General features: G+C 64.9%; 30 protein-coding genes. 21 read left to right on the top strand and 9 right to left on the bottom strand.

Annotated features, from left to right (window positions below; all coding sequences use genetic code 11):
• The first annotated feature begins 40 nt into the window (after window positions 1-40).
• The 5 genes from CIT37_RS22425 to CIT37_RS22405 all read left to right on the top strand — a co-directional run bounded on the left by CIT37_RS22425 (window position 41) and on the right by CIT37_RS22405 (window position 4,406).
• On the top strand, window positions 41-1,963 hold the full coding sequence (locus CIT37_RS22425) for an FAD-binding monooxygenase (protein ID WP_095424266.1): 1,923 nt from the start codon (window positions 41-43) through the stop codon (window positions 1,961-1,963).
• Between the two features lie 149 nt (window positions 1,964-2,112).
• Window positions 2,113-3,099: an SH3 domain-containing protein gene (locus CIT37_RS22420; protein ID WP_028144896.1), complete on the top strand. Its 987-nt coding sequence runs from the start codon at window positions 2,113-2,115 to the stop codon at window positions 3,097-3,099.
• 161 nt (window positions 3,100-3,260) lie between these two features.
• Entirely contained in the window at window positions 3,261-3,539 is a 279-nt protein-coding gene (locus tag CIT37_RS22415; protein WP_018322957.1) for a hypothetical protein, read from the top strand.
• A gap of 268 nt (window positions 3,540-3,807) precedes the next feature.
• Window positions 3,808-4,014 (top strand): hypothetical protein, encoded by a 207-nt coding sequence (locus CIT37_RS22410; protein ID WP_028144895.1) that lies wholly within the window; start codon window positions 3,808-3,810, stop codon window positions 4,012-4,014.
• 71 nt (window positions 4,015-4,085) lie between these two features.
• Window positions 4,086-4,406 carry a hypothetical protein gene (locus CIT37_RS22405; RefSeq protein ID WP_028144894.1) on the top strand — a complete coding sequence of 107 codons (321 nt, stop codon included), beginning with the start codon at window positions 4,086-4,088 and terminating at the stop codon, window positions 4,404-4,406.
• 15 nt (window positions 4,407-4,421) lie between these two features.
• Here the strand turns inward: CIT37_RS22405 and CIT37_RS22400 are convergent, their stop codons facing one another.
• The 3 genes from CIT37_RS22400 to CIT37_RS22390 all read right to left on the bottom strand — a co-directional run bounded on the left by CIT37_RS22400 (window position 4,422) and on the right by CIT37_RS22390 (window position 6,191).
• On the bottom strand, window positions 4,422-4,991 hold the full coding sequence (locus CIT37_RS22400) for a TetR/AcrR family transcriptional regulator (protein ID WP_028144893.1): 570 nt from the start codon (window positions 4,989-4,991) through the stop codon (window positions 4,422-4,424).
• Complete coding sequence (locus CIT37_RS22395; protein ID WP_028144892.1) at window positions 4,991-5,335, bottom strand: DMT family transporter; 345 nt, start codon at window positions 5,333-5,335, stop codon at window positions 4,991-4,993. Before CIT37_RS22395 ends, CIT37_RS22400 begins: the two co-directional genes overlap by 1 nt.
• A 190-nt stretch (window positions 5,336-5,525) precedes the next feature.
• Window positions 5,526-6,191: an O-methyltransferase gene (locus CIT37_RS22390; RefSeq protein WP_028144891.1), complete on the bottom strand. Its 666-nt coding sequence runs from the start codon at window positions 6,189-6,191 to the stop codon at window positions 5,526-5,528.
• A 97-nt stretch (window positions 6,192-6,288) separates the two neighbouring features.
• Between CIT37_RS22390 and CIT37_RS22385 the strand changes: the two genes are divergently transcribed.
• Together CIT37_RS22385 and pdxY are read left to right on the top strand one after the other, a co-directional pair.
• The gene (locus CIT37_RS22385; RefSeq protein ID WP_028144890.1) at window positions 6,289-6,921 is read left to right on the top strand and encodes a TetR/AcrR family transcriptional regulator; all 633 of its coding nucleotides are present in this window, start codon (window positions 6,289-6,291) and stop codon (window positions 6,919-6,921) included.
• A gap of 45 nt (window positions 6,922-6,966) precedes the next feature.
• Window positions 6,967-7,785 carry a pyridoxal kinase gene (gene pdxY, locus CIT37_RS22380; protein WP_095424265.1) on the top strand — a complete coding sequence of 273 codons (819 nt, stop codon included), beginning with the start codon at window positions 6,967-6,969 and terminating at the stop codon, window positions 7,783-7,785.
• Between the two features lie 5 nt (window positions 7,786-7,790).
• Here the strand turns inward: pdxY and CIT37_RS22375 are convergent, their stop codons facing one another.
• On the bottom strand, window positions 7,791-9,086 hold the full coding sequence (locus CIT37_RS22375; protein WP_095424264.1) for a hypothetical protein: 1,296 nt from the start codon (window positions 9,084-9,086) through the stop codon (window positions 7,791-7,793).
• A gap of 332 nt (window positions 9,087-9,418) precedes the next feature.
• Between CIT37_RS22375 and CIT37_RS22370 the strand changes: the two genes are divergently transcribed.
• From CIT37_RS22370 to CIT37_RS22355, 4 genes are all read left to right on the top strand, one after another.
• Complete coding sequence (locus CIT37_RS22370) at window positions 9,419-9,583, top strand: Flp family type IVb pilin (RefSeq protein WP_028144887.1); 165 nt, start codon at window positions 9,419-9,421, stop codon at window positions 9,581-9,583.
• 38 nt (window positions 9,584-9,621) lie between these two features.
• A complete protein-coding gene (locus CIT37_RS22365; RefSeq protein ID WP_240536257.1) occupies window positions 9,622-9,888 on the top strand; it encodes a hypothetical protein in 267 nt (88 codons plus the stop codon).
• A gap of 172 nt (window positions 9,889-10,060) precedes the next feature.
• The gene (locus CIT37_RS22360) at window positions 10,061-10,309 is read left to right on the top strand and encodes a hypothetical protein (RefSeq protein ID WP_028144885.1); all 249 of its coding nucleotides are present in this window, start codon (window positions 10,061-10,063) and stop codon (window positions 10,307-10,309) included.
• Window positions 10,310-10,595: 286 nt separating this feature from the next.
• Window positions 10,596-10,742, top strand: a complete 147-nt coding sequence (locus CIT37_RS22355; protein ID WP_162832230.1) for a hypothetical protein — start codon at window positions 10,596-10,598, stop codon at window positions 10,740-10,742.
• A gap of 18 nt (window positions 10,743-10,760) precedes the next feature.
• Here the strand turns inward: CIT37_RS22355 and CIT37_RS22350 are convergent, their stop codons facing one another.
• The gene (locus CIT37_RS22350; RefSeq protein ID WP_095424325.1) at window positions 10,761-11,321 is read right to left on the bottom strand and encodes a bifunctional transcriptional activator/DNA repair enzyme AdaA; all 561 of its coding nucleotides are present in this window, start codon (window positions 11,319-11,321) and stop codon (window positions 10,761-10,763) included.
• A gap of 199 nt (window positions 11,322-11,520) precedes the next feature.
• On the opposite strand from CIT37_RS22350, the gene CIT37_RS22345 reads away from it, so the two are divergent.
• Together CIT37_RS22345 and CIT37_RS22340 are read left to right on the top strand one after the other, a co-directional pair.
• A complete protein-coding gene (locus CIT37_RS22345) occupies window positions 11,521-11,862 on the top strand; it encodes a nuclear transport factor 2 family protein (RefSeq protein WP_244611261.1) in 342 nt (113 codons plus the stop codon).
• A gap of 85 nt (window positions 11,863-11,947) precedes the next feature.
• Complete coding sequence (locus CIT37_RS22340; RefSeq protein WP_028144882.1) at window positions 11,948-12,868, top strand: DMT family transporter; 921 nt, start codon at window positions 11,948-11,950, stop codon at window positions 12,866-12,868.
• A gap of 7 nt (window positions 12,869-12,875) precedes the next feature.
• On the opposite strand, the gene CIT37_RS22335 is transcribed toward CIT37_RS22340, so the two are convergent.
• Window positions 12,876-13,226: a zinc ribbon domain-containing protein YjdM gene (locus tag CIT37_RS22335; RefSeq protein ID WP_028144881.1), complete on the bottom strand. Its 351-nt coding sequence runs from the start codon at window positions 13,224-13,226 to the stop codon at window positions 12,876-12,878.
• Window positions 13,227-13,351: 125 nt separating this feature from the next.
• On the bottom strand, window positions 13,352-13,525 hold the full coding sequence (locus CIT37_RS22330; protein WP_162832229.1) for a hypothetical protein: 174 nt from the start codon (window positions 13,523-13,525) through the stop codon (window positions 13,352-13,354).
• 215 nt (window positions 13,526-13,740) lie between these two features.
• Between CIT37_RS22330 and CIT37_RS22325 the strand changes: the two genes are divergently transcribed.
• From CIT37_RS22325 to CIT37_RS22300, 6 genes are all read left to right on the top strand, one after another.
• Window positions 13,741-14,100, top strand: coding sequence for a c-type cytochrome (locus tag CIT37_RS22325; protein WP_095424262.1), 360 nt, complete (start codon window positions 13,741-13,743; stop codon window positions 14,098-14,100).
• 307 nt (window positions 14,101-14,407) lie between these two features.
• The gene (locus CIT37_RS22320) at window positions 14,408-14,812 is read left to right on the top strand and encodes a VOC family protein (RefSeq protein WP_095424261.1); all 405 of its coding nucleotides are present in this window, start codon (window positions 14,408-14,410) and stop codon (window positions 14,810-14,812) included.
• Window positions 14,813-14,850: 38 nt separating this feature from the next.
• Window positions 14,851-15,516, top strand: a complete 666-nt coding sequence (locus tag CIT37_RS22315; RefSeq protein WP_095424260.1) for a cell envelope biogenesis protein TolA — start codon at window positions 14,851-14,853, stop codon at window positions 15,514-15,516.
• A gap of 162 nt (window positions 15,517-15,678) precedes the next feature.
• Entirely contained in the window at window positions 15,679-16,224 is a 546-nt protein-coding gene (locus CIT37_RS22310; protein WP_099421819.1) for a helix-turn-helix domain-containing protein, read from the top strand.
• Window positions 16,225-16,495: 271 nt separating this feature from the next.
• A complete protein-coding gene (locus CIT37_RS22305; RefSeq protein ID WP_095424259.1) occupies window positions 16,496-16,777 on the top strand; it encodes a hypothetical protein in 282 nt (93 codons plus the stop codon).
• Window positions 16,778-17,128: 351 nt separating this feature from the next.
• Complete coding sequence (locus CIT37_RS22300; RefSeq protein WP_028144875.1) at window positions 17,129-17,635, top strand: hypothetical protein; 507 nt, start codon at window positions 17,129-17,131, stop codon at window positions 17,633-17,635.
• A 157-nt stretch (window positions 17,636-17,792) separates the two neighbouring features.
• On the opposite strand, the gene CIT37_RS22295 is transcribed toward CIT37_RS22300, so the two are convergent.
• Window positions 17,793-18,833 carry a hypothetical protein gene (locus tag CIT37_RS22295; RefSeq protein ID WP_095424258.1) on the bottom strand — a complete coding sequence of 347 codons (1,041 nt, stop codon included), beginning with the start codon at window positions 18,831-18,833 and terminating at the stop codon, window positions 17,793-17,795.
• Window positions 18,834-18,957: 124 nt separating this feature from the next.
• Window positions 18,958-19,752, bottom strand: a complete 795-nt coding sequence (locus CIT37_RS22290; protein WP_095424257.1) for a transglycosylase SLT domain-containing protein — start codon at window positions 19,750-19,752, stop codon at window positions 18,958-18,960.
• Between CIT37_RS22290 and CIT37_RS40205 the strand changes: the two genes are divergently transcribed.
• Window positions 19,751-19,903: an HNH endonuclease gene (locus CIT37_RS40205; RefSeq protein ID WP_095424256.1), complete on the top strand. Its 153-nt coding sequence runs from the start codon at window positions 19,751-19,753 to the stop codon at window positions 19,901-19,903. The genes CIT37_RS22290 and CIT37_RS40205 overlap by 2 nt on opposite strands.
• Entirely contained in the window at window positions 19,900-20,370 is a 471-nt protein-coding gene (locus CIT37_RS22285) for an SMI1/KNR4 family protein (RefSeq protein ID WP_095424255.1), read from the top strand. The genes CIT37_RS40205 and CIT37_RS22285 overlap by 4 nt, the downstream gene beginning before the upstream one ends.
• The last annotated feature ends 59 nt before the right edge of the window (window positions 20,371-20,429 follow it).

Here is a 20,429-nt window from a genome sequence, read left to right as displayed (position 1 = left end):
ACTGAGCAATATCAAAACAGAAGGTTGACGGGAGAGCCTCATGCAATTCCATCTGAATGGATTTCAGCCGGGCGACCCTGACATCGCCGACCCCGCCGAGCGCGTTCAAGCCCCGGGCGCGGCGGGCGCCGTGCCTGGCGAGGTCGATGTCCTCATCGTCGGCTGTGGACCGGCCGGCCTCACGCTCGCCGCCCAGCTTGCGCAATTCCCTGAGATCAAGACCTGCATCGTCGAGCAGAAGCCGGATCGCTTGCTGGTCGGGCAGGCCGACGGCATCGCCTGCCGCACCATGGAAATGTTTCACGCCTACGGTTTCAGCGAGCGCGTGCTGAAGGAGGCCTATTGGGTCAACGAGACGACATTCTGGAAGCCGGACGAGGGCCAGCCCGAGACCATCGTCCGCAGCGGCCGGGTGCAGGACGTCGAGGACGGCCTGTCCGAATTCCCGCATGTCATCCTCAACCAGGCGCGCATCCATGACGGCTTTCTCGACGTGATGCGGAAATCGCCGGCCAAGCTCGCCCCTCACTACAGCCGCCGCCTGCTCGACCTCGAGGTCGATCCGGCTGCAGGTCCAGCCGACCATGCCGTGACCGTGCGCCTCGAACGCGTCGATGCCGCAAGCGAGGGCAAGGTCGAGCAGATCAAGGCGCGCTATGTCGTTGGCTGCGATGGCGCGCGCAGCACCGTGCGCAAGTCGATCGGGCGCGAGCTGCACGGCGATTCCGCCAACCACGCCTGGGGCGTGATGGACGTCTTGGCGGTGACCGATTTCCCGGATATCCGCTTCAAGTCGCTGATCCAATCGGCGAAGGACGGCAGCCTGCTGATCATTCCGCGCGAAGGCGGCTACATGGTCCGCATCTATGTCGAGCTCGCCAAGCTCGATGTCGGCGAGCGCGTCGCCAGCCGCAACGTCACCGCCGATGACGTGATTGCGAAAGCGCAGCGGATCCTGAAGCCCCATACGCTCGACGTGAAGGAGATCGCCTGGTGGTCGGTCTACGAGATCGGCCAGCGTCTCACCGACAAGTTCGACGACGTGCCGGAAGCCGAGATCGCAACGCGCCTGCCGCGCGTCTTCATCGCCGGCGATGCCTGCCATACGCATAGCCCGAAGGCGGGGCAGGGCATGAACGTCTCGATGCAGGACGCCTTCAATCTGGGCTGGAAGCTTGCCGCCGTCCTCCGGAAGCAGTGCGCCCCGAGCCTGATGCATTCCTATTCGGCGGAGCGTCAGGCGGTTGCGAAAGAGCTGATCGATTTCGATCGCGAGTGGGCGGGAATTTTGGCTTCGTCAGCAAAAGCGGGTGGCGGCGACGCTGCCGAGACGCAGGACTATTTTGTCAGGCATGGCCGCTACACCGCGGGCACGGCGACACATTACACGCCATCGATTCTCACCGGTGCAGCCTCGCATCAGCACCTCGCAGAGGGATTCATCATCGGCAAGCGCTTCCACTCGGCGCCCGTGATCCGACTTGCGGACGCAAAGCCGATGCATTTGGGTCATGCCACGCAGGCCGACGGTCGTTTTCGGATCTACGCGTTCTCGCCCGCTGAGAATCCCGCTGCCTCGGACTCGGCCATTCGTCGCTTGTGCAATTTTTTCGCCGAGTCCCGGGAATCGCCGATCCGGCGATATACGTCCAGAAATCTCGACATCGACAGCGTGATCGATCTGCGCGCAGTGTTTCAGCAGGATCATCGAGAGCTCGCGATCGAGGCAATGCCGCCCATGTTGCTCCCAAGCAAGGGCCGGTATGGCTTGTATGATTACGAGAAAATGTTCTGTCCGGACCTCAAGAGCGGCCACGACGTCTTTGCGATGCGCGGCATCGATCGGAAGGCGGGCTGCACGGTTGTGGTGCGGCCCGACCAGTATGTCGCAAGCGTACTGCCGCTCGATGACTATGCCGGGCTCGCGTCCTACTTCGACGGGTTCATGTTGCGGATCAAGTGACGGTCGAGCTGCGTCTGCGCAGGTCGATGAACGGCGGATGAATATTGAACCGCGCGCGGCGTGCGTTTCAGTCTTTCGACGGATGAGACCCTCGTGCGCGGAACGCCTGTTCCGCTGGCGCGTTCCGCCTCTCAAAGGAGGAATGCGCCATGAAATTCAGAACCGCTTTAGTTGCAGCATTTTTGCTGGTCCCGACAGCCGCATTGGCCGCGCCGGGCATCGTTACCGTCTCGACCGGCCTGCGCGCCGGACCGGGCTCGGGCTTTCCCCTGGTCGATCGCGTCCCCGGGGGCGCCCGCGTCAACATCCATGGCTGCCTGCGCGGCAATGCCTGGTGCGACGTCAGCTTCTCTGATGATCGCGGCTGGGTGTCGTCGCAATATCTCGAATATCTCTATCGCAATCACTACGTCTATCTCCCCGACTATGTCGACGAGATCGATGTGCCCGTCGTTCCCTTCGTGCTGACCTCGTATTGGTCGAGTTACTATGGGGGACGTCCCTGGTATCGACGCCATGCCTATTGGAATAATTACTGGACCTCGCATCAGAGCGTCGCGACGCGGATGACGATCGATCCGCGTGCTGCCCGCATCGGCCGGGCGGCAACGCGCGACGCCGCGATCGCACTCGAACGCAGCGGTGTGCGCGGCAAGGGGGCCGCCGCGATCTCAACGCGTGACGCCGCGACCACACAGCGCGACGCTGCGATCGCCAAGCGCGACGCTGCGATCGCCAAGCGCGGCGCTGCGGTTACGCCCGACCGCGTTGGACGAAGTGAGCGCATCGCGCATGAGCGGACCAATGTGCAGACCCGCAATCCGCGTGATGCACAAGCCCGCATGATGCGCGAGCAGGCCGCCACCCGCGCTACGGTGCGTTCGCAGCCGATGGCCCGCGCGCACGAAGCGCCGCGTGTGGCCGAGCCTTCAGCGCGTCCCGCGACGCCACATGTCGCCCAGCCAAGCGTGAGCCATGGTTCGCCGATGAATGCCCGTGCGCAGATGCCGGCGCCGCGCGCGGCCGCGCCCGCAATGCCGCACGGCGGCGGGGGCGGTGCTCCGCACATCAATGCCGCCCCGCGTGGCGGCGGCGCCCCGGCGGGCGGCCCCGCTGGCGGACATCAGAAGCACTAGCTTTGCAAAGAAAAGCCCGGCCCTGATGCCGGGCTTTTTCTTCGCTGTGTCGAGGCCTTTACAATTTAAGACAGATCTTCGCGGGCAGATTTCATCGATCGTAACATGTCTACCCAAAGCTGTAAGCATCCACTCGGGGCAGCGGGGCACGGGAGGATGATATGAGACAGAGCCAGGCGGAGACGCGCCGCCAGAATGTCGCGAAGCGTTCGATGACGAAGGAGGCCAAACAGCTGACCGGCCTGATTGCCGGGCTGCGCGAATCCCTCGAAGGAATCCACAAGGAACGGACGAGCACAAAGCTCACCGGCGCCGAGATGGGCATGCTCGACGAGCGTCGCAACAACCTGCTGCTCACCATCGCAGCCCTCGACGACCGCCTCTCCGCCGTGCAGGGGCTGATCGATCTCGGCCGACCCCACATCATCCGTGTGCACTAGCGGGGGCTCGGCCACGGGACGATCGGTTCCGTTGCTGCCGTGACGGGCCGCCCCCCGGCGGCCGATCCGGCACGACATGGCCCAGCACGACTTGTAGACGGCTCCCGTCGTCGCAGGCGGAGACCTGCGGCGGGTTGGAATCGCATTCCTGCGGGGCACGGCTCGACGCCGGTCGCCGGCCGATCATCTGCGCCATGCCTGCGGATGGCACCAAATTGCCACGCTCCCGGCGAATTGCCGCCAAAGCCCGCTGCCACGAGGAGGCCGGGTGCAGGGCGACGCAAGGGGATGCGAATTGGCCTACAAGATGATCGCAGAACGCGACAACGAGAAGTACAGTTTCGCCCGCGAGAGCCGGCTGCTCATCGTGGCGAAGGCGAAGGTGTGGGCGAGCGAGGGGTGGCGGGTCGTCATCACCGACCAGGACGGCAAGGCCTACGCACCGCCGGAGTTCGATCAGCTGTCGGCGGCGTGACCGAAGGGCGGGCGAGGGGACGGCATTTGAGATCGCTGTTTCGATCGGGGCGCGACCGGATCGTGCCCGTGATGACCGTTGCAGCCGCCGCTGTTCTGACGGTGACGGTCGCCGCCGCGCAGAATCTCGACGCCGGCAAGCCGCCCGCAAAGCTCTTCGCTGAGGGCTGTGCGACCTGCCATCGCAGTCCGCGCGGCCTTGCCAAGGGTCGCTTCAGCCTGACGCTGTCCTGGTTTCTCAGGGATCATTACGCGACCAGCTCGGACTCGGCCAAGGCGCTCGCGGCGTATCTTGAGTCAGTCGATACTCCGCCGCCGCGCGCTGCTACCAAGCCCGCCAAGAAGCCCGCGCGATCCGCATCGCGTCCGCCCAAGCCGGTGCAGAGCCAGTAGGACGTGCGGGGGCCGCTATCTGCGCTGATAGGTCTGCGCGAGCAGCCGTGCGTGCACGGCGCGTAGCTCGGCGCTCATCCGCGTCTGTCCCGTCGTGACATAGGAGAGCCATGCGCCGTCGGCGGCGAGACGTACGATTTGCAGATCGGGCGCGTCGTCGGTCGTGCGATGACGCTTCAGGCGCGCCTTGATCCAGTCGTTCCAGAGCCGGCGCAGCGGCGGATCGGTGACGACGACCATGCTCAACGCCGCCCATGGGGTCGCGAAGCCGAAGGCCTGGCCGGTGAACACGGCATTCACATAGGCCCGCGTGAAGCGGCCGCGCGGTTTCGGATCGGCTTCAATCGCGGCGTCGATCTCGGCATCGACGTGCGCGAGCAGGTCGGCAAACAGGCCCTCGATCAGCGCCTGCTTGCTGCCAAAGTGGTGAAACAGTCCGCCCTTGGTGACGCCGGCCGCGACTGCCACCGCCTGCACGGTAACTCCGGCGACGCCATGGTCCATGGCGATTGCCGCGGCACAGTCGAGCAGGGCGCGCCGGACCTGCTCCGGCTGCTTGGCGCGGGTGTAGCGGCTTTCCGCCATCAATGCACACTGGCCTGCGAGAACAGGTTGATGACCACGACCCCGGATACGATCAACGCGATGCCGACGAAGGCCGCGGCGTCCAGCATCTGGCGGAACAGCACGAAGGAGACGGTCGCCGTCAGGATGATGCCGACCCCGCCCCAGATCGCATAGGCGATGCTCAAGGGAATGACGCGGATCGCCACCGACAGCGCATAGAACGAGGCGACATAGAACAGCACCATCGCCAGCGTCGGCCACGGTCGGGTGAACTGGGCGGATTGCTGCAGGAAGGCGGACGCCGTGACCTCGAGAACGATGGCGAGGGCGAGCGCTGCGTAGGCATTGAAGGCGGAGGTCATGATCAACTCCGGCGCGGGGCGGACGGAAAGATACCGCGCGGTAGGTATGTTTAGCACGCCGGGCCAGGCTTTGGCCAGAACGAGGTATCACGTGTGAGTGACGAGGCTGCGACACCAGGGAACGCAGCATGAAGCCGCCGCCTGGTGAATAGCGCGGCGGCTCCAAAATTTCGTGGCGTTTCGACTGGTGTCAGCTGATCCGCACGGAGAGTTCGACGTCTTCGGCGAAGGGCGTGGACATGTAGCCGCTGCCGGGCGCGCGCACGCGCGCCAGATAGTCCGGGCTGTCGTCGGCATTGTCGGCGACGATGATCGCACCCGGTCCGAGATGGCCTTCCAGCAGATCAAGGATCTCCGGATAGAGCGCCTTGGCGCCGTCGAGCAGCACGAGGTCGATCGTAGCAGGCAGATCGGTACTGAGCGTCTTCAGCGCGTCGCCTTCACGGATTTCGACGAGGTCGATCAGGCCGCCGGCGATGAGGTTTTCCCGCGCCCGCGCCGCCTTGGACGGCTCGAACTCGCTGGTGACGAGACGGCCGCCGCCATTGTCGCGCAGGCCTGCGGCAAGGTGCAGCGTCGAGATGCCGAACGACGTGCCGAACTCGACGATCACCCTGGCGCGGGAACTGCGTGCCAGCATGTAGAGCAGGTGGCCTGTCTCGCGGGAGACCGCGAGCGGTGCGTCCTTCAGGCGTCCGTAGAGGTCGCGATAGTCGGTCTTGCTGCGCATCAAGCGCGCCCGCTCTGCGTCGGACAAATCCGCGACGGCGGCGCGCGTTGCGCCGTTTGCTGCCTCGGCCTCGTCGAACAGGCGGTCCAGCAGCGGCGCAAGCGTTGTGATGGTCGGGGTGGTCATTGGAGGTCTCCAGGGTTGGCGAAGAAACGCGTGCTTGCGTGCCGAGTGAAATACGACTAATTCGTCGCATTTCCTATTCGCATTGCCCGAGTGAGCCATGGCCGAGCGTCGAAGCCGTTCAATTTCTTCACGAAAACAGCCGCAACAGGCCCGCTCCAGCGAGCTTGTCGCGGCCATTCTCGATGCCGCTGTTCAGGTCCTGACGAAGGAGGGCGCGCAGCGTTTCACCACGGCGCGAGTGGCGGAGCGGGCCGGGGTGAGCGTCGGTTCGCTCTATCAATATTTTCCGAACAAGGCCGCGATCCTGTTCCGTCTCCAGAGCGATGAGTGGCGGCGCACGAGCGACCTCTTGCGCGGCATCCTGGCGGACCGGACGAAGCCACCGCCGGTGCGGCTGCGCGCGCTGGTCCACGCCTTCATTCTGTCCGAGTGCGAGGAGGCCGCGATCCGCGGCGCGCTCAGCGACGCTGCACCGCTCTATCGCGACGCGCCCGAGGCGCAGGACGCGCGGGCCGCCGGTGAGGGGATCATCGCGGCGTTCATGCGGGAAGCGCTGCCCAAAGCCTCCGAGGCGACCCGCGCGCTTGCCGGCGAGCTCATCAAGACGACGCTGAGCGAGGTCGGCAAGCGGTTTTCGGAGACGCCGCGCAGCGAGGCCGAGATCGCGCGCCATGCCGACGGGTTGGCCGACATGTTCTGCGCTTACCTCGGCGAACTGGCGCGACGCTGAAGCTGCTCTTGCCACACACGTCGTTTGTCCCTACGGACCTCTTTCATGCTCGTCATCTCCATTCAAAGCCAGGTGGTCCACGGCCATGTCGGCAACAGCGTCGCCGCCTATGCCATTCAGGCGGAGGGCGTGAACGTTGCGGCGGTGCCGACGACGGTGTTGTCCAACCATCCGCGCTATCCGAGCCTGCACGGGCGGGTGCTGGAGACCGAGCTCGTTGCCGATCTTCTGGCCGGCGTCGAGGAGCGCGGGCTTGTTGACGAAGCGGCCGTGCTGGTGACGGGCTATCTCGGCTCGCCGGGCAACGCCGCCGTCATCGCCGATTTCGTCGAGCGGGCGCTCGCGCGGAATTCGAAGCTCGTCTATCTCTGCGATCCCGTGATCGGCGACGATGGCCGCGTTTATGTCGCCGACGGCATCCTGGACGTGGTCCGGCACCGGCTGCTGCCGGCAGCAAACCTCACCACGCCGAACCAGTTCGAGCTCGAGCTGCTCACAGGCCTCAGAACCGCGGATGCGGAGGGACTGCGCGTCGCGTGCGCGGCGCTGGCGGGGACCGGCCGTATCGAAATCGTCGCCACCGGCTGCACGCTCGCCGATACGCCCGAAGGACAGCTGGAGACTATCCTGTGCGCCGACGGGCTATTGTCGCGCTTCGCGACGCTGCGCCTGCCGATCCGCCCCTACGGCACCGGTGATCTCCTCACGGGCCTGATCGCCGCGCATCTGGCCAAGGGCGAGGCGACGGAGGCCGCAGTGCGGCTGGCGGTCGAAACCATCTTTGCGGTGCTGCTGCGCACGCAGGACGCCGGCACGGCCGAGATGCGGCTCGTGCCGCTGCCGACGCCGGGGCGCGCGCCGTAATGGTCTCAGGTCGCGCGCTTGCCGGTCGATTGCGCCGATTTCTGCGGCTTGGCCGGGCTCTTCTGCTCACGCGCGGCCTGTGCCTTTGGCGGCTTTGCTTGGGCCACAGCGCGCGTCTTCTTTGATTTGGCGCTGGCGACTTCCTTGCGCTCGCTCGTGCCACGCTTTGAGATGTATTCAGCGCCGTCGACCGGGCCGACATGCGGCGGATCGCGGCCGAGATAGGGCCGGCCGATGCCGTAGGCCTTGCCGTTGGCGTCGACCCACTTCCACAGAATTTCCGTCGAGACCCAGCGCTGCGCGCGGTTATTGCCCTGGGTGCTGACAATATCCGCCGCCATGCCATGGCCGTAGCCGCCGCGCGTGCTGCCGCCGTGATAGGAGCGGTCGGAGGCGGCCTTCAGACCGCTCGCGATCGACTGGCGATAATCGTCACGGAACGCGCTGGTGATGCCGGGCGAGAGTCCAGCGGCTTCCGCGGCGAGCAGCGTGCGGAACAGCTTCCGCTTGAAGCTCTTGTCCATGCCGCCGATGACGTAGTCCATCATCGACATGCCGGCGTGCTCGGCGGCCTTCGGATCCTTCCAGGTGAAATCCTGGTCGACCAGCTTGGTGAAGCTGCGCATAACCGTGACCGTCTTGCCCTTGCGCTTGATGGTGACGGCGCGGCGCTCCTGGACCTTGATCGAGTCCTCTTTTGCGGTGCGCTGATAGAGCGCCCAGAGGTAGCGGTCGATGCAGGCATCCATGACGAAGCACTCGTCGAGCACGGCGACGGTGTCGGCCGGCGGCGATGCCTTGCTCGCAGGCGTGACGGGGCCGCTCGCGATCGCCGCGGGGGACAGCGCGTCGGTCGTCACGATCTCGGTGGGATCGGCAGATGCGAGCTTGACGGGCGCCGGCGCTGCAACTGTAGCAGTCACGCTGATGACGGGCTCTGGTTCAGGCGATATCTGCGGCGCGGGCGGCGTCTCCGTCGGAAGGATCAGCGCGGGATCTGCTGAGGCGAGCTTGATGGCGGGAGGCTCGGGCACCGCTTCAGTGATCGTCGGGGTTGGTGCCGCAGCGGCCGCAGCCGCGATGTCGGCGGTCAAGGCGATGCCGTCCTCGATCGTCGCAGCGTGCGGCACGTCCGCGAGGTCGAGCCGGCTGAGATCTTTCGCGCGCGACACGGCAGCGGCATTGGCGCCGCTGTTCTCGATGAGGGCAGGGGCATAGGCGGAGAGGGAAAGTGCCAGCCAGCCGGCGAGAACGGCCGAGGGGCACGCGACCGCCACCAGAAGAGACCGCCGATCTTTCATGATCCCTGCCTCCAAACGGTTCTGTTCGGACACGCTTTGTCGGAACAGTCATGATGCAAAAACAGTCTTGCACGGAAAGGCACGCAGCGCGTCGATTGTTCGGGGGACCGTGTGGCGACGCAATGGCGTAATTCGGCGAAATCGGGCTTTTCGCGGAGGTGTTGCCAAGCTGCAACGCGAGTTCCCACTGCGGTTTTCAACGGAATCGCCAGCAAATGCGGCGTTCATTGTCGTAACTTGAAGCGATCGAATTCATTCAATCTTGGATTGTAATCGTGCATTTCTCGCCTGCCGGCCGTTCCGGCAGAGTTGGGAAGGACACGATTGTGAAGTTGAAATGCAAATGGGCTGAATTCGTCGCCGATGAATCCGGCGCCACCGCGATCGAATACGGCCTGATCGCAGCCGGCATCGCGCTCGCAATCATCGAGATCATCTATGCGCTCGGCACCAATCTCGTCGCAAAGCTGCAGGCGCTGGCGACGGCGTTGAAATAGGGGCGCCTCGCGCAACTGCATCAATGCTGGAGTGTGGGGTGGGCAACACTCTTGCCGATGCGTTGCGGCAACTTTGTTGCGGCTGGCGCGTTTGGTCGGCCATGACGCATTCCTCGCTTCGTCCCATGGACGCCTTCGATCCCACCGAGCCCGCCATCCTGCACGATCGCCTCACGGACACGATCATCACCTGGACCGCTGACCAGGCCGACGATTATCGCCAGGCCAGCCGCCCGGGCGAGGACGGAACCGTGGCCTGGAAGGCCTATCTCTTCGATGGCTGGGGCAATGTGCTCGGTGGCTGAGCACCGTCCATAAAACCGTCATGTCGCGGCCGGCGGTGATTCGGCCAACGCCTTGTACGCATTAAACATATCGCCATGCACAGCACGCGCTGTTGCAATGCAACAAAACATGTCGCAACGCAGCAAAGCGCGCCTAAATATGCTCCGACTCTTCCACTCAGGAGCATTACCAATGAACAAGAAGACTCTGTCGATCGCCGCCGCCATCCTGACGATCGCGGGCAGCACCGCGGCTTTCGCCGCCGAACTGCCGACTTACGAGACCAATGGATTTCCGGTCTCGCCCTTGCAGGTTCGCGTCCTCGGCGCCGGGCATGTCGAGCAGCAGACCGCTGCGTCGACCACGCTGGCCTCGGTCCACCAGGCGAAGGTGCTCAGCCCTCGCAAGGTGAAGACCGCGACCGTTGGCGTGGCCCACTAAGCTGACATCGTGAACGGCAGATGGGTTCCGCGGAGAGGCGGGACCCATCTGCATCACGTGATCGAAATCGACGCTGCTCGCGCATCGTGCAAATGTCTCGGCACGATGAATTGACACCGATGCGCTGATTGAGAATCCGGCCGCGAACAAGTTCGCGTGAAGGTGCCGGTGATGTATGCCAGTTCATAACGGGCTTGATCCTTTTAACAGTTGCTTTGCACGTCGCGTTGCTTGATGCGGCCGCCGCATTGTTGCGGCCAATTTTGAAGTCATAATGGAGGCCATTATGCCCGTTGCGCAGAAAGTCGTTGCCGCCACCACTTCGCCGCGTGCGTTCATTCTCAAGCAGACAGCCTTGTTCGCCGCCGCCGCTTTGTTCGTGTTCGTGCTGAGCCTGACCTACGGCCTCGATCTCAGCCCCGGATTTTTCTGAGCGACTTCCAGCGGCGCGCTAAGCTCTCCGCGCGCGCAGGCTTGACGGTGAGCGGCCGTAGAGTTCGGCGAAGGCGGCGTTGAATCTACGCAGGCTGCCGAAGCCGGCCTGGAATGCGATATCGGTCATGGTGTGGTTGCTGGCATCGAGCAGGCGCTTGGCGCGCTGGACCCGCAGCGTCCTGGCGAGCTGCTGAGGCGTCGCGCCGACGTGGCGCTCGAACAGGCGCGCCAGATGACGCGAGGAGATGCCGAGCCGCATCGCCAGATCGACCACAGAGCCTTCGTCGAGCGCGCCGCCATCGATGAGTTTCATGGCCCGCGCCACCGTGGAGCGCGTGCCGTTCCAGGCCGGGCAGAACGGCGCAGTCTCGGGTCGGCACCGCAGGCAGGGCCGGAAGCCGGCGGCTTCGGCCGCCGCCGCCGTCGGATAATAGGCGACATTGCGCGTCAGCGGCTGCTTGGCCGGACAGACCGGGCGGCAATAGATGCCCGTGGTCTTCACCGCCGTGAAGAAGCGGCCGTCATACCGGGGATCGCGGCGCAGGCGCGCGGCGTTGCAGACATCGAAGCTCAGCATGGCCGGATCATAGCGCATGCCGGTAGCGGCGGAAGGGCTGCGGGATGACCGAGTCCGATTGTGGCGAGTTGCAAGGCGCATCGCGCCCTAGAAGACGCCCCTCAACGAAAACGAGGGAGCGCATCATGTCCAGCCCAAAGATATCGTCCTGAACGCGTGGAAGATCTTTTCGTCGCGCGATGCCGAGCGCATCGCCGCATTGTTCACCGAAGACGCCGAATGGATCGCGCTGAAGGGCAATGCCACCGCCGTCGTGCTCGATCACACCGACCACATGGCCGGACCGCACCAGATCGCGCGCTTCATCGCGCAGGAGATGCACAAGATGTTCTCGAACATCGATATCGCGTTCCGCGGCGTCTACGCCGACGGCGATGTCGTGATCGTGGAGGAGCGGATGCGCGCCACACTGGGCGGCGGCAAGCCGTACGAGAACGACTATTGCTTCGTGTTCACGGTGTCGGGCGACCGGATCAGGCAGGTGCGGGAATACATGGATACGCGCAAGGGATGGCGGATGGTCTTCGAGCAGGAGGCGTGATGCGTGAGCCCACAATCACCGCCGCGTGCCAGCCCTGCAGCCGCGTGGGTTGAGGCGGTATATGCGCTGACATAAGGCTTGGTCCATGGATCAGCGGACGAGCGGCGCAGACGCTCTCTCTCAGAACAAGGATGCGGCGCCGGCACTGGTCGGCGTAACTTGCGGCCTTGCCGCGGCGCTGTTCTGGGCGCTGGGCTTTGCCGCCACGCGGCATGGCCTCAAGCTCGGCTTCACGCCGGTCGATCTCCTGGTGCATCGCTATGTCTGGTCGGGGATCGCGTTCCTGCCGCTGGTGTTCCGCGCCGGCATCTCCGATCTCTGCGGCATCGGCTGGAGCAGGGGCCTTGTGCTGATGGTGCTCGGCGGCCCCGTGATGTCGCTGATCTCCTACACCGGTTTCCTGTTCGTGCCGCTCGGCCATGGCAGCGTGATCCAGCCCTCCTGCGCGACGCTCGGCGGCCTGCTGCTCGCGGTGGTGGTGCTGAAGGAGCACATCTCGGCCTCACGGCTTGCCGGCGCCGTCGTCATCGTCGGCGGCCTCGGCGTGATCGGCGCGGAATCGATCGGTCATATCGGGGCCGACGGCGTGCTCGGCGATTTGATCTTCGTGCTCACCGGATTGATGTTCGCAGGCTTCGGCGCAGCTCTGCGCCACTGGCGCGTCTCGGCCGTGTCGGCAGCGCTGGTCATCAACGTGCTGTCGCTGCTGCTGCTGCCGGTCTACATCGCAACCGTCGGGCTCGCCCATGTTGCGGCGATCGGCGTGAGCGAGAATGCGATCCAGGCGCTGGCGCAGGGCGTGCTCGCCGGCCCCGCCGCGCTCTATCTCTACGCCGTCTCGGTCCAGCGCCTCGGCGTTGCCCGCGCCGCGGTGTTTCCGGCCTGCGTGCCGGCGTTGACGCTGCTCACCGGCTGGCTGCTGCTCGGCGAGCCGCCGACGATGCTGCAGGCCGCGGGGCTGGTGACGGTGCTGTGCGGCTTCTATCTGGCGCAGCGGCAAAGGTAGGCGCGAGCTACGCCTTCTTCACGAACTCCGACTTCAGGTTCATCGCGCCGATGCCGTCGATCTTGCAGGCGATGTTGTGGCCGTCGCTGGCGTCCTGCAGGCGGATGTTGCGCACCTTGGTGCCGCCCTTGACCACCGAGGAGGAGCCCTTGATCTTGAGATCCTTGATCACGATGACGCTGTCGCCGTCAGCGAGCACATTGCCATTGGCATCGCGCACGCCGGCGTCCTGCGCGGTGTCCGCCGCCGCCTCCGCCGCACCGCTCCACTCATGGCCGCATTCCGGGCAGACCCAGAGATCGCGGTCCTGATAGACGTGCTCGGAGCTGCAGGCGGGGCATTTCATCGTGTCGGTCATGGCAAGTCTCGTTGAACCCTTCTCTCGTAGTCGCTTCGTTCGCGGCGCGACCCTAGGGGCAGGGTCGAGGAAAGCAAGGGAAAGCTGCCGCCGGCCTGCAACCGCCATCGCCCGCCGGTGCGATATCACCGAAACAGCGCGACGAAGATCACGTAGAACCAGCCCAGGATGCCGTGGACGATCGCCCACAGTATAGAATGGTTGTTGGTGTAGGAGATCGCGATGGCGAGCGCGGAGCCGAAGCCGACGCCGTATTTCGCGCCCTCGACGCGGACGCCGTAATAGCGATTGCCGTTCATGGTGGTGCCTCCGTGAGTCGTTGACGGGCGCGAGCCTACGCGGTTGCCGCGATCCCTGCGACCGGCTTGATCCACGAGGCCACACCGAGCTCGTGACGTGCTGAGGTTGCGCGCGGAGCTGCGATGCGAAGGCGCAATCCGTTGACGCAGATCAACCCGGTGTGCCGGCCAGGCGTCAAGCTGGCTAAACTGCCGGGCCATCGCGAGGGATAGTCATGTCGCACAGCGCTCGAATCTACATCGGCCTCGCCGTCCTGATCGCGTTGTCGGTGCTGTTTCTGTTCAGCGTCGTCCACACCGCCGCGGGGGCGCCGAGGTCCGGCCCGCGCGCGGTCGACGAAGGGCATCGTCTGGCAGAGGCGTGGTGCCAGAGCTGTCACGCCGTCGAGCCGCACATGGCCGGCTTCTTCGACGAGGCCCCGAGCTTCCAGGCCATCGCTGAAAGGAGCGGCACCACCGCGCTGTCGCTCAAGGTGTTTTGGCGGACCAGCCACCAGAATATGCCGAACCTCGTGATCGCGCCGGAGCAGGCGGATGCGCTTTCGGCCTATATCCTCAGCCTGAGAGGCAAGTGAGGCCGCCGGAAGCGATTTTGCGAAAACAACCCCATGCACAGTAGATACGGCCTTGATAAGGCTTGTATTTTCGGTTATTACGAATTTCCTTTTGCCGCGTCGGGCAAAACAGTGGCATCATGCCATGGTGCCGTCCGCGAGGAGCTTTGTGCGGAGGGCGTAGCCCGGACGGAGCCAACGGGTCGGCGCGAGGCGCGGCCCGATGACAGGCTCCGCGAATCCGGGGCCGAGCGAGCGGCAACATCCCGGATGACGCTGGCGCTCCATTCGGGCTACGCTCGCGGCGCAACCGCGCAACGAGTCCGGCATGACCTTTCTCCTCAACATCGACGTCCCCGACATCGCGCAGGCCACGAGCTTTTACACCGCCGCCTTCGGCCTCACCGTCGGCCGCCGCTTCGGCACCGACTTCGTCGAGCTGCTTGGCTGGCCGGCGCCAGTCTATCTCCTGACCAAGCAGGCCGGCACGTTAGGTGCCGGCGCAGACCGCCGCCGCTACGAGCGGCACTGGACACCCGTGCATATCGACGTCGTCGTCGATGATGTCGACGCCGCCGTCACGCGTGCGCTCAGTGCCGGCGCGATCCTGGAGGCGCCCGCGCGCGATGCGCCGTATGGGCGGATCGCGATGCTGGCCGATCCGTTCGGGAACGGGTTCTGTCTGCTGGCGTTCAGCGAGAAGGGGTATGATGCGCTGGCTGGAAGTTCGTAGTTCGTAGCCCGGATTAGCGAAACCACAATCGGGACGACATGCCGGCAAGACCGAAACGAAAGCTGAAGACTTACCAGACCTCGCTCGGCTTCTACGATCAGGCCATCGCGGCACCTTCGATGAAGGCGGCGCTGGAGGCCTGGGGCGCGAACTCCAACCTGTTCCATCAGGGCGCGGCGAAGGAGACTGAGGATCGCGATATCGTCGCGGCGACCATGGCGAGGCCCGGTGTCGTGCTCAGGCGCCCGGTCGGCTCGGACGGCCCGTTCACGGAGAGTGCCGCCCTGCCGACGGATCTCGCCGAGGGCGAAGCCAGACCCGGAAGCAAGAGCAAGACAAAGACCGAGCTCAAGAGCAAGCCGGGATCGACGAAGCCTCCCTCCAAGGCCGCCAACAAATCATCCGGCAAGATCGACGCTCAGGCCGCCCGCAAGGCCGCCGCGGCGTTCGCGAGGGAGGAGAAGCGCCGGGAGGCCCAGCGCCGCAAGGAGGAGGCCGTCCGCGCCAAAGAGCGCGCGCGTCGCGACAAGGCGGTCGCCCTCGCCGAGGCGGCGCTGGACAAAGCGAGACGGGAGCATGATGCGAAGGCGCAGGAGATCGACGCCGACCGGGCCGCGCTGGATGAGCGCGCCGCGGCGGAGGAGGCGCGCTGGGACAAGCAGCGGGCGAAGCTTGAACAGGCCCTGCGCCGCGCGCGAGAGTAGGGCCTTGCTACGATCCAAGAGATCGCGAGAGCAATTCCTTTACCATGCCATCCAGTCCCGGCTGAGGCGGCTGCCGGTTAGGAGTTGCAGGAAAGTTCTGCGCTATCTTCGCCCCGATTTCGGCCGCGTTGGAAACGCCGCCGCAAGTTTTCGGGAGCTGTCATGAGCGATCATCGTGCCGCAGTCAGGCATCACACGTTGCGCACCGGCATGGTCGAGTTCGACAACGGCACCGGCAGCATCGTCAGCGTGCCCTGCACGATCCGCGATGTCTCCGGCACCGGCGCGCGCGTGGCTCTCAACAGTTCGGCATGGGTGCCGGAGCAGTTTTCGCTGGTTTTCTCGAGCGGTCTGCGCAAGGGCTGCCGGCTCGCCTGGCGCAAGGAGAGGCTGATCGGCGGTGCGTTCGCGGACGGTTATGCGAGCGCGGACGAGCAGGCCGCGATGATGACCGTGGACGAGCAGGCCCGGCACCGGCTCGGCATCGGCGCGCGCGTCAAGGCCGCGCGCGAGATGCGCGGCTACACGCAAGGCCAGCTCGCCGAGCGCCTCAGCGTCACGCCGGCTTTCGTGCAACTGGCCGAGCAGGGCGAAGCGGACATTCCGCTGTACCAGCTGATGCACATCGCCGATTTGCTGATGGTCAGTCTCGACGGGCTCGTGGCCGGCCGGTGCCTGAGGAGGTCGACGCGGTGTAGGGCTTCGTAGCCCGCTGAAACGCCGAGCGCGCGCCTCGTCTTTCGAGACGATCACGGAGCCTGTCATCGGGCCGCGCTTTGCGCGGACCCGGTGGCGGTTTCCTCAGGGTGAGGCTAAGGGGGATCGTGGCCTGCTGAAGCTGTCGCCGCGTACTCCGCCCTCATCCAGAGGAGCCCGCTCGAAGCGGGCGTCTCGAAGGATGGCCGCAGAAAAAGTCGCGCGAAATTCGCTTGCCTTGCCCCGAGTCCTTTTGCACTCTTGCCGCGAAGGAGACCACCGCATGTCAAAAATGACCGCCGCCTGCGCGCTCGGGACCGCCCTCGTGCTGAGCAGCCTTGCAACATCAGGTGCTGAGGCCCGAACGCGGAAAGCCGTCGTCGTTCGCGCACCGCAAGAGCGGCTCATCGTCACGGCGCCGGTGCTCAGGCCAACGCCGTGGGATTACAATGTCGTTCCGCGCTATCGGTATCGCCCCGAGGACGACCGCGTCGATCCCTACGGCCCGCCGCTGGTGCCTTCCTATGTTCGCTATGAAGGATGGCGCTGGCCGTATTGGTGGTGAGGCACGATCACATTCTGAGCATGTGATCGGGCGGCGCGGACGCAGGGCTGAATACTCGCTGTTGGCTTGAGACGCCGGCCGATGACAGGTTCTGCGCGTGCGGCAGCCCTCGATTCCGCCACGCTCGATGTCTTTGACAGGGCGGGTGCTTGAGAAAACGACATCTCCTCCATCTGGTACGCCGGCAAGTTGAAGTTTGATGGTTCGTCATCTCTGCGTGCAGAGGTGACGATTGGGAGAAAATGGCAAAGTGGAGACTGTCAAGAGTACATCGAGGTAGAACGACACTTATCCCCGTAATAAACCCAATACTGTTTGGGGTGCTGGGCGCGCGTATTGGGAGGATTGGTCATGGCAAGTGTCGAACAATTGCACAGGCGGGACGGAGTGAACTTGGTCCAACTCGAAGCCGACATCACGTCGATCCGCTCGGGAAGCTCCATTACTTCAATTAATCTGCCTGATTACGTCGAGCACACCGCGGGCGTGTCGCGCGTCGGTGCGCTCAGTGCAGAGGCGGTCGTTCGCGACTATGAGTCCGCTGCAAAAGAGATCGAGGCCATGGGCACCGAGTTGATCGACGCGGCGCAAAAATGCGAGGCGCTGACGGCCCAGGTTCATGATGCGATCGCCTTCATGCGAGAAACGGCAGCGGGGTATCGTGAAGAGGGACGGAAGATCTTCAAGCGCATCGAAGAATGCGCGCTGTTCACCGAAGACGTGCGCAAGACCTGCGAACAGGTCAAACGCAGAATGACTGAAGTCTCGGTTGGCCCGTCTTCCGATGAGGAGCTTGCGGCGCAAGATTCCGAGCTGACGGGGATCGCGGCCCAGGTGACGATGAACGAGATACGGTGAGGCGAACGTAGAGCGTAGTAGCTTCGTAGGGTGGGCAAAGGCGCACTTGCGCCGTGCCCACGTCTTCTCCTCGATCAGCCAAGACGTGGGCACGCTTCCGCCTTCGCTCTTCGAGCTACGGCGGACAAGTCGCTTTGCCCACCCTACGGCAGCTCGCTCACCAATCCGGATCGCCGTAATAAGGGTCCATATACGGCGGCATCCAGGGGCCTCGCGGCGGCGGTCTGGGCCGCCGGGGTTCGGCCGCCGGGATGTGCGGCCGGGCACGCGTAGCCGCATCGTTGTTCACACTGCGCACGACGGGCTTCGCGGCTGCAGACGCGGGTGACGCGGTCAGTTGCGTTTGCAGCGCCTGGACCTGCGCAGCGAGGCGCGCATTGTCCGCCGCACCCTTCTCTTGCGCTGTCTTGAGCTGTTGAATGGTGTCGGCCTGCTCGCGCAGGGTCTGCTCGTTGCGGCTTTTCAGTTGCTCGAGCTTGCCGCTGATGCTCGCAAGCTCGCTCGTGATGGCCTTGAGCGATTGCGCGAGATCGGACGATGACGGGTCGGGCGCCGTGGCAGCAGGCCTTGGAGCGTCAGGCCTTGGAGTGTCAGGCTTTGGGGCGCTTTCCGTTTCCTTGAGGACCGGCGGCGCGGGCGCCGGGCTCGGATCACCCGCAGCAGCCAGTAGCACGGCCGGCGGCTGCACTGGGCCTTCCACCGCGGACGCTTGCGGGGCGCTGCTCGCGGCCGGCGGAGCCCATCGTGCCATGATCGACTTGCTGATTGAGCTGGCCTCATCGCGATATTGCGAAGCGAAGGCGGCGCCGAGAAGGCCGATCGCCAGCACGAGGCCAACCAAAGCGCGCATCATGGTCCGATCTCCTTTCAAGCCTTGATCGCGAAGCTTGGTGTTCAGAGGCTTTGCACTCGAGGGCTTGGCATCCGGCGTCGGCGCCTTGTTTCCGGGAGTGGCGGCTGCCGCCGCACCGGCGCTTGCGCGCGAGGCTGGCTTGCCTTCGCCGTCGTGTTCCATTCCGGAAACCAGCTGGTCCAGCCGTGCAAGGTCTGCCTGTGTGCTCCTGATCCGGTCGAGGGCCCGCGCCAGCCCGCCGTCGGCGCGCGCCTCGTCCGGCTTGCCGGAGTCAGGTTTGGCGGTATCAGGCTTGCCGGTATCAGGTTTGGGGTCGTTCGTTTCAGGCACCGATGCGCTCTCCATTCGGTCGGCGTCAATGGGAGGCAGTCCGATCAAAGGGAAGGATAGGTCTCGCCGCTGTCCAACACAACGCGCGTGCAAAGGAAAAATTATGGCGGACTCGGGCGACATGGTGGGCACCACGGCATTAGTCGCCGTCCTCCGCCGCCAGCCGCACAAACTGCCGCTTCATCGCGTTGACCCTGGAAACATAGCCCGCGACGAGGTGATCGCCGCAGCGTGTCCCAGCGATCATCACAAACTTGCGCCGCGCATAGGCCGCCGCGGGACCTGCGCCGCAGAGATGGATGAAGGCGGCCAGATCCTGCTTCTGCTGCGCGCTCGGCTTCGCATCGCCGGCGAGGTCGAGAACCAGCGCCACCTGGCGGTCCAGATACACCGAGGCCAGCTCGATGGAGTGGCTCGGGATCGCGCGAATATAGAAGGACGTGAACCCGCAGCCGGTCTGCGTGACCGTGTTGCCGCGAACACAGAACCGCGCGGCTTCCGTGTAGGCCGGATCGGTCATCTGGAAGAGCCCGACCGCGCTGGAGGCGGGCTTGTAGATCGCCAGCGGATTGAAGCTCCATCGCCAGCGCCAATAGGTGCGCGCCACCGGATTGCCCGAACTCTCGACCTGCGCCAGCGCGGCCAGCAATTCGGGCGTGATGGTCGCGGTGGAATAGGTGCGGAAGAGGGGGCCGTAGCTCGCCCAGGTCTCCGCTGGCTCCTTGTCGAGGGCGTGGCCGACGACGGCGAAGAGTTCGGTCGGCTTGCGGATGATTTGATAGGCGATGTTGAGGAGCGCGAGCGTTACCAGCAGGATCAAGACGCCGCCCGTGATCCGGACCGTCCGCGGCGCGCGCGCGAATTTCTTTCGCGCCCACTGGACGCTCCGCCGGACTCTGCGAAGGCGGAGGAGGAGCTTGCTTTTCCTTGGCATGGGCGCTGTGGGCGTAAATCGCGGAGACAATGATACATGGCGCCACCATCAAGACATGAAGACCATGCAGCTGGTACCACGTAGCATAGACAGAGAGCTCGCCCACAGGAGCGGCGACTTCATGACACGGGACAGGACGCTAGCCCCATGAACTATCTCGATCTCATGGACAACCGACGCCCACCGGCGTCCGCCGACGCCATCCGTGCGCTGGAGCAACATATCGGCGCGCCGCTGCCCGCGCCCTACAAGGCGCTGCTGGCGCAATCCGACGGCGGCGGCTTCGAGCCCTGCGGCGTCGAGCTGCCCTGGCGCAACGACCGCACCGTCCTGGACGTTCTGTTCACGACCCATCCGACCGACAGCTACGGCGTCATCGACAATTACGACATGTATCGGAGCATGTATCGAATCCCCCGCCTGAGCTGCCCCTTCGCGCCAGATCCCGGCGGCGACCTGTTCCTGCTCAGTCTGGAGCAGGACAGCTATGGCCAGGTGTTCTACTGGGAGCACGAGCGTGAGCCGCCGGATGGTGGGGAAGTGTTCGCTGAGTTCCCGAATACGAACGAACTCGCGCAGGATTTTGAGAGCTTCATTCTCGGGTTGGGGGAGGCGTGAATTTGGAATTCAGTCTCCAAGGATGAGACGAGAGTTGAGTGCACTTTCACCGCAATTTT

Source organism: Bradyrhizobium ottawaense (genome assembly GCF_002278135.3).
Taxonomy (GTDB): domain Bacteria; phylum Pseudomonadota; class Alphaproteobacteria; order Rhizobiales; family Xanthobacteraceae; genus Bradyrhizobium; species Bradyrhizobium ottawaense.
Note: the sequence above shows the minus strand (reverse complement) of the source record. Positions and strands in the feature narration are given on the sequence as shown.